The organism is Shimia sp., from assembly GCF_041624275.1.
In the GTDB taxonomy this organism is placed as follows: Bacteria; Pseudomonadota; Alphaproteobacteria; order Rhodobacterales; family Rhodobacteraceae; genus Shimia.
The window spans coordinates 1-6659 of sequence record NZ_JBFJVE010000171.1; the positions used below are offsets into that span (position 1 = coordinate 1).

A 6659-nucleotide genomic window follows, 5' to 3' on the forward strand; every position below is an offset into this window, starting at 1 on the left:
CGCCCGCGCCAAGCTGACGCTGCGCGATCAGGTCAAGGCGGCGAAATTCTTCAAGGATCCGCAGAAGGCCCAGCAGGTGCGCCAGTCGGACAAGCGCAGCGACGAATTGTTCTGGGAGCGTTACACCGCCTTCGGCGAGACCTTCTCGGCCTCCTGCAAGCACCTGCGATAACCCCCGCGCGCGAGCGTGCCGCCGCCGTCAGCGGGCGCCTGTAGAGCGCCTGTGGGGCGACTGGGGCCGCCTTCCCCCTTGACCTGCACCGGCCTTAGTTTCACAAAAGACAAATCTAACCGGAGCATCGCCATGCTGATGAAAGGGCTGTCCCTGCGCGGGCTCGAAGTCTTCGAGGCGCTTGCCGCCTCGGGCTCTGTGGCGCAGGCGGCCGAGGCCACCGGCCTGTCGCAGCCGGCGGTCAGCCAGCAGATCCGCAACCTCGAAACCGCCCTCGGCGCCGAGCTTCTGGACCATTCCCGGCGCCCGATGCAGCTGACCCCGGCCGGGCGCAGCTTTCTGGCGCGCACCAAGAGCATCCTGTCGGAACTGCGGCTCGCCCGGTCCGAGCTGACGGTGATGGACCTCACCCATCTCAGCACCCTCAGCATGGGCATCATCGACGATTTCGACAACGACCTGACCCCGCGGCTGGTCACCATACTGGCCGAAAGCCTGACCCGCTGCCGCTTCAAGCTGGTCACCGCCCCCAGCCACGAGATCACCGCCGCGATGAAAGAGCGCCGCCTGCATATCGGGGTCTCGGCCTCGACCGGCGAGATGCTCGAGGGGGTCGCCGAATACCCGCTGGTGCGGGACCCGTTCATCGTCGTGGTGCCGCGCGGCAGATTCGACGCCGGGCCGCTGACGCCCGAGATGCTGGCGCGGATGCCGCTGTTGCGCTATGGCCGCGAACAGCTCATCAGCCGCCAGATCGAGGCCCAGCTGGCGCGCCGCAAACTGGTCTTTGCCGAACGTTTCGAGATCGGCAGCCACCTGTCGCTGATGGCGCTGGTGGGGCGCGGCATCGGCTGGGCGGTGACCACGCCGCTGGGCTTCATGCGGGCGGCGCGGTTTCACGATCAGGTCGAGGCGCGGGCCCTGCCCTTTGCCCCGTTCAGCCGCAACATCTCGCTCTTTGCCGGCGCCGACTGGGCCGACCGGGTGCCGCGCGACGTTGCCCAGACCATGCGCCGCCTGGTGCAGGGCCAGGTCATCGACCCGGCGCTGCGCGCCCTGCCCTGGCTCGAGGGCGAGCTGCGCCTGATCGCAGGCTGAGGGCGCCGGGCAGAGCTCTGATCGCCGGCGCCCGACTATTTGATTTGCTTAATCTCGCCGCCATCTGCCCCGCCGCCCCCCCGCCACCGGCATCCGCGCTGGCGCTTTCCGGCCCTGCAACCGGCACATGGCGCCAGCACCGGCCTTCATCTCTTTGCAAATACTCGCGCCGCAGGCCTCGTTCTCCGCCGGAAAACGAGAGGGGGGGGTCAAGCTTCCGCCCCGCCCCCGGACAGGGGCAGCGCCGCCGCAAGCCCGGCGGCGCAGGCCCCGATCAGGTCGAGCGCGGCATCGAAATCCCGCGTGTAATAGGGGTCGGGCACCTCGCTGGCGCCGCATTCGGGGGCGAAATCGGTGAACAGGCGCACCGGCACCGCGCTGCCCGCCGGGCGCAGGCGCTCGATATTGGCAAGATTGTCGCCGTCCATGGCCACGATCAGGTCGAAACGCGCGAAATCCGCCGCCACGAAATGCCGCGCCCGCAGGTCCGACAGGTCGAGCCCGCGCGCCCGCGCCGCCGCCTGCATCGGCCCGTAGGGCGGCGCGCCCACATGCCAGTCGCTGGTGCCGGCGCTGTCGCTGGCCACCCCCGGCGCCAGGGCGCGGAACGCGCCTTCGGCCGCCGGCGAGCGGCAGATGTTTCCCAGACAGACAAACAGGATCTTCATCGCGGTTCTCCTTGGTTGCGCCGGGTATTGGCCATTGCCCGGCGCCGGTCAAGCCACTTGCGGGCCCGGCCGTCGCTTGGCACCATGGCGCCAAGCGCAGCACCGGAGCCGTCATGCCAGATCCGACCATTGTCATTCTCACCGGCGCCGGGATCTCGGCCGAAAGCGGGCTTGGCACCTTCCGCGACGAAGGCGGGCTCTGGGCGCGGCACCGGATCGAGGATGTCGCCACCCCGGAAGGTTTCGGGCGCGACCCCGACCTGGTGCACCGTTTCTACAACGCCCGCCGGGCGCAGGCGGCGACGGCCCGCCCCAATGCCGCCCACCGGGCGCTGGCGCGGCTTCAGGCGGCGCTGCCGGGCGCGGTGCATATCGTCACCCAGAATGTCGACGGCCTGCACGAAGCCGCCGGCGCGCGCGAGGTGCTGCACATGCACGGGCGGCTGGACAGGGCGCTTTGCGGCGCCTGCGCCCATCGCTGGCCGGCCCCGGCCGAGATGCACAGGAGCGATCCCTGCCCGGCCTGCGGCGCCGCCGCGACCCGCCCCGACGTGGTCTGGTTCGGCGAGATGCCCCATGGCATGGAGCGGATCTGGGGGCTTCTCGAAAGCGCCAGCCTTTTCGTCGCCATCGGCACCTCGGGCGAGGTCTACCCGGCGGCGGCCTTCGTCGAGGAGGCCCGCGCCAGCGGCGCCGACACGCTGGAGCTCAACCTCGAACCCTCGTCGCGGATCTCGGAATTCGCCCGCGCCCGTTTCGGCCCGGCGACCGAGGTCGTGCCGGCCTGGGTGGAAGAGCTGCTGGCGGGCTGAACCCCGTGGGGGCAAAGGCAGAGAGGCCGGGCAATTGCCCGGCCTGCAAACCCTGAACGATGCCGCGATGGCGCCGGTCTCAGTGGCCGTGGTTCATCTTGCCATGCATCGGCTTGCGCTCGAGATCGACCGGCACCTCGACCACGATCTCGCCGGCCTTTTCGAAGACCAGCGTGACGGTGACCATGTCGCCATGTTCCAGCGCCCGGGTCAGCCCCATCATCATCACGTGATCGCCGCCGCGCATCAGCTGGTGGCTGCCGCCGGCGGGCACGGCAAAGCCTCCGGGGACATGCATCATCCGCATCACGCCCTCGGCGTTTTCCTTGTGGGTGTGCAGCTCGACGCGTTTGGCGGCATCCGAGCTGGCGGCGATCAGCCGGTCGTCTTCATCGCCATGATTGGCGATCGACAGGAAGGCGGCGCCGGAATTGGCCGAGGCCGAGGAGACGCGGGCATAGGGATCGCCGATCATGATCATGCTGTCGGCGAGGGCGGGAAGGGCAAGGGTGATGGCGGCCACGGCGGCGGTGGCGAAGGTCTTGAAGGACATCTGTCTCTCCTGAATTCTGAATGTGGTTTTCTGACTGGGGGTAAGGGACCGCGGGCGGTCAGGCCGGCGTCGGCGGGCCGCGCGCCAGCACCGCCACCGGGCGGGCGATCAGAATCGGGGTCGGCTGGCTGTCGGCAAGGCGCCGGCCGCGCGACGCCTGCGGCGCGGCAAAGGGCACCTCGGGCGCCACCGCATCGAACAGCGAGAGGCTGATTTCGGGGCTGATATGGGCCGGGCCGGTGGGCATGCCCTCGGCATCGACCGGGGTCATCACCGGGCCGGTGCCGGTGCACAGTTCCATCATCCCGGCGGCCACCGGAAGGCCGCGCGCCACCGCCATACTGTGTCCGGTCAGGACCAGCACCGCGATCAGCAGATAGGAAAAATGGGCAGGCAACCGGGTCATGGCCCCGGTATAAACCTTCCGGCGCGGGATACCAGAGGTGAAAGGCGAAACACCCCCGCCCGGAACCCGGACGGGGGTGTCTTCACTGTCCTATCATCAAGGAAATCAGGCGGTTGCAGCCTGTGCCTTGGCGATCTCTTTCTTGATTTTCAGCGCGTTGTCCGACAGGTCGCTGTCTTTGGCCTTGGCCATGAAGGCATCGAGGCCACCGCGGTGGTCGACGGTGCGCAGCGCCGCGGCAGAGATCCGCAGCTTGACGCCGCGACCCAGCGCTTCGGACTGCAGGGTCACATCGTTGAGGTTGGGCAGAAACCGACGACGGGTTCTGTTTTTCGCGTGGCTGACATTGTTGCCAGTCATCGGGCCTTTTCCGGTCAGTTCGCAACGGCGCGACATGGGTTCATCCTCGTTTTCTTGGTCACGGGAGATCGGCCCCCGTCAATGCAAAGGGGCGCCGACTGGCAGCGCCCGGAATTTCGTTCGCGGTGAGTATGCCGAAAACGCGGGGGCGTCAAGTGATTCAAGGCAAGCTTTTGCCGCGGCGCGCGATTTTGCGGTTTTGCGCGCAGGGGCGCCGCCCCTCGCGCCCGGGGGGCGCTCACCCCGGGATATTTCGGGCAAGAGAAAGCGGTCAGGCGGCGCTGACCTGCAGCAGGCGCAGCACCTGGTCGGCGGCGGCCGAGGGGGTGACCGCGCCCTCGGCGACCTTCTGGTCAAGCGCGGCCAGCGCCTCTTTCGCGCTGCCCTCGTGAAGCCGCGCCAGCAGGCCCTGGCGCACTTCCTCGTGGAACCAGAACCGGGCCTGGCCGGCGCGGCGGGCCTGCCAGTGGCCGTTTTCGCGGCGCCAGTCGGTCAGCGCCGTCATCTCGGACCAGGCGGTTTCCAGCCCCTGCTGTTCGACCGCCGAGACGGTCATCGCCTTGGGGAAGCCCTCGGGGTCCTGCGGGCGTTTGCGCAGCAGGCGCAGCGCCCCGGAATAGTCGGCGCAGGTGCGCATCGCGGTCGCCTTGAGGTCGCCGTCGGCCTTGTTGACCAGGATGATGTCGGCCATTTCCATGATGCCGCGCTTGACGCCCTGCAGCTCGTCGCCGCCGGCCGGGGCCAGGAGCAGAAGGAACAGGTCGGACATTTCGGCGACCACGGTCTCGGACTGGCCCACCCCCACGGTCTCGATCAGCACCACGTCGAAGCCGGCCGCCTCGCAGAGCGCCACCGCCTCGCGGCTGCGCCGGGCGACGCCGCCGAGATGGGTCTGGCTGGGCGAGGGGCGGATGAAGGCATTGGGGTTGCGGCTGAGCTGTTCCATGCGGGTCTTGTCGCCGAGGATCGAGCCGCCCGAGCGTGCCGAGGAGGGATCGACCGCCAGCACCGCGACCCGCAGACCCTGGTCGGTGAGCATCATGCCGAAGGCCTCGATGAAGGTCGACTTGCCCACCCCCGGGGTGCCGGACAGGCCGATGCGCAGCGCCTGGCTGCCGCTGCCGCGCAGGGATTCGAGCAGTTCGGCGGCCTGCTGGCGGTGGTCGGCGCGGCCGCTTTCGACCAGGGTGATCGCCCTTGCCAGCGCCCGGCGATCCTGTTTCAGTATCTTGTCGCGCAGTTCTGCGATATCCATGGCCAAGTTCCGATTTCCCTATTCCGGCGCGCGCGCCACATTCCATTCCCGCGGTGATTACATGCCCTGCCCCCGTCTCTCAAGTCCAGTGCGCAAGCGCCGCACCCGCCCGGCCCGCACCGCCCCCGTCAGCGCCCGCTTCGCCTTGGCGGTCGTCGCCGGGCTGCTGGCGCTGACGGGGGCGGCGCTGCCCGGGGCCGGCCGCGCCGAGGAGCTGTGGTCGGTGCATGCCTACGGCCTCAAGGTCGGCGAGCTGCGCCTGGCGATGGAGGAGGAGGCCGGGGGCTATCGCGGCGCCAGCCTGTTCCGCACCACCGGGATCGCCGGGCTGCTGCGGCGCATCCGCTTCGACATCCGCGCCGAGGGGCGGCGCGAGGGCGCGGGGTGGCGGCCGCTGCGCTACAGCGGCGATATTCACACCGGGCGGCGGCAGTCGCGCATGGCGCTGGATTTCTCGGGGCCGGTGCCGCTGCGGACCGCCGGCGAGGATGCCCCGGCGGTGCCGATCGCGGAACAGGCGCTGGCGGGCGCGATCGACCCGATGACCATGGCCTGGCTGACCCTGGGGGCGCGGCGCCAGGACCCCTGTGCCTTTGACCAGACCCAGTTCGACGGCACCCGGCTGACCGCGATCCGGTTCGAGCGCGGCGAAGAGGCCGAGGGCATGCGCATCTGCCACGGCGTCTATGACCGGCTTGGCGGCTACAGCGCCGAGGAACTGGCCGAGATCACCCGCTCGCCGCTGTCGATCCGCTATCGGCCGACCGCGAGCGGCTGGCAGGCGGTGCGGCTCGACATCCGCACCCGCCACGGGCCGGCGACGCTGCACCGCCGCGACTGAGAGCGGCGCGAAGCCGGCTGGACCTTGGCGCGGCTCTGCCGGATAAGGGGGCATGTCGCGCCTGCCCATAGAAGATGTTCTGGAGCCCCTGATCGCCGCCCTGCGGGGCCGCGGGCGAGCCGTGTTGCAGGCGCCTCCGGGGGCGGGCAAGACCACCATGGTGCCGCTGGCCATGTTGCGGGCCGGGCTGTGCGAGGGGCGCATCCTGATGCTGGAACCACGGCGGCTGGCGGCGCGGGCGGCGGCGGAACGCATGGCGCAGACGCTGGGCGAAGCGCCGGGCGAGACTGTCGGCTATCGGGTGCGCGGCGAGGCCCGGGTTGGCAAGGGTACGCGCATCGAGGTGGTGACCGAAGGCATTCTGACCCGGATGATCCAGAGCGATCCGGAACTCTCCGGCATCGGCGCGGTGATCTTCGACGAGTTTCACGAACGCTCGCTCAATGCCGATCTGGGGCTGGCGCTGAGCCTCGAGATCGCCGAGGCCTTTCGCG

9 protein-coding genes are annotated in these 6659 nt (G+C 69.8%); 4 read left to right on the plus strand and 5 right to left on the minus strand.

What is annotated here, in order from left to right; all coding sequences use genetic code 11:
* Positions 1–304: 304 nt before the first annotated feature.
* Positions 305–1270 carry a LysR family transcriptional regulator gene (locus ABZD10_RS12400; RefSeq protein WP_372886899.1) on the plus strand — a complete coding sequence of 322 codons (966 nt, stop codon included), beginning with the start codon at positions 305–307 and terminating at the stop codon, positions 1268–1270.
* 209 nt (positions 1271–1479) lie between these two features.
* On the opposite strand, the gene ABZD10_RS12405 is transcribed toward ABZD10_RS12400, so the two are convergent.
* Complete coding sequence (locus ABZD10_RS12405) at positions 1480–1938, minus strand: low molecular weight protein-tyrosine-phosphatase (protein WP_372886900.1); 459 nt, start codon at positions 1936–1938, stop codon at positions 1480–1482.
* A gap of 113 nt (positions 1939–2051) precedes the next feature.
* Between ABZD10_RS12405 and ABZD10_RS12410 the strand changes: the two genes are divergently transcribed.
* The gene (locus ABZD10_RS12410) at positions 2052–2750 is read left to right on the plus strand and encodes an NAD-dependent deacylase (RefSeq protein WP_372886901.1); all 699 of its coding nucleotides are present in this window, start codon (positions 2052–2054) and stop codon (positions 2748–2750) included.
* Between the two features lie 79 nt (positions 2751–2829).
* On the opposite strand, the gene ABZD10_RS12415 is transcribed toward ABZD10_RS12410, so the two are convergent.
* The 4 genes from ABZD10_RS12415 to meaB form a co-directional block, all read right to left on the minus strand.
* The gene (locus ABZD10_RS12415) at positions 2830–3303 is read right to left on the minus strand and encodes a copper chaperone PCu(A)C (RefSeq protein WP_372886903.1); all 474 of its coding nucleotides are present in this window, start codon (positions 3301–3303) and stop codon (positions 2830–2832) included.
* A gap of 58 nt (positions 3304–3361) precedes the next feature.
* Positions 3362–3709, minus strand: coding sequence for a hypothetical protein (locus ABZD10_RS12420; protein ID WP_372886904.1), 348 nt, complete (start codon positions 3707–3709; stop codon positions 3362–3364).
* A 105-nt stretch (positions 3710–3814) separates the two neighbouring features.
* The gene (rpmB, locus tag ABZD10_RS12425; RefSeq protein ID WP_372886906.1) at positions 3815–4105 is read right to left on the minus strand and encodes a 50S ribosomal protein L28; all 291 of its coding nucleotides are present in this window, start codon (positions 4103–4105) and stop codon (positions 3815–3817) included.
* Positions 4106–4340: 235 nt separating this feature from the next.
* A complete protein-coding gene (meaB, locus tag ABZD10_RS12430) occupies positions 4341–5324 on the minus strand; it encodes a methylmalonyl Co-A mutase-associated GTPase MeaB (protein WP_372886908.1) in 984 nt (327 codons plus the stop codon).
* Between the two features lie 88 nt (positions 5325–5412).
* On the opposite strand from meaB, the gene ABZD10_RS12435 reads away from it, so the two are divergent.
* Complete coding sequence (locus tag ABZD10_RS12435; RefSeq protein WP_372886910.1) at positions 5413–6165, plus strand: DUF3108 domain-containing protein; 753 nt, start codon at positions 5413–5415, stop codon at positions 6163–6165.
* A gap of 52 nt (positions 6166–6217) precedes the next feature.
* Positions 6218–6659: DEAD/DEAH box helicase (locus tag ABZD10_RS12440; protein WP_372886911.1), on the plus strand; the 442-nt coding region annotated here is incomplete at its 3' end.

Bases quoted from the DNA above. Each gene is read 5' to 3' on its own strand.
- ABZD10_RS12415 (WP_372886903.1), bottom strand. From the start codon at position 3,303: ATGTCCTTCAAGACCTTCGCCACCGCCGCCGTGGCCGCCATCACCCTT.
- ABZD10_RS12405 (WP_372886900.1), bottom strand. From the start codon at position 1,938: ATGAAGATCCTGTTTGTCTGTCTGGGAAACATCTGCCGCTCGCCGGCG.
- ABZD10_RS12400 (WP_372886899.1), top strand. From the start codon at position 305: ATGCTGATGAAAGGGCTGTCCCTGCGCGGGCTCGAAGTCTTCGAGGCG.
- rpmB (WP_372886906.1), bottom strand. From the start codon at position 4,105: ATGTCGCGCCGTTGCGAACTGACCGGAAAAGGCCCGATGACTGGCAAC.
- meaB (WP_372886908.1), bottom strand. From the start codon at position 5,324: ATGGATATCGCAGAACTGCGCGACAAGATACTGAAACAGGATCGCCGG.
- ABZD10_RS12420 (WP_372886904.1), bottom strand. From the start codon at position 3,709: ATGACCCGGTTGCCTGCCCATTTTTCCTATCTGCTGATCGCGGTGCTG.
- ABZD10_RS12410 (WP_372886901.1), top strand. From the start codon at position 2,052: ATGCCAGATCCGACCATTGTCATTCTCACCGGCGCCGGGATCTCGGCC.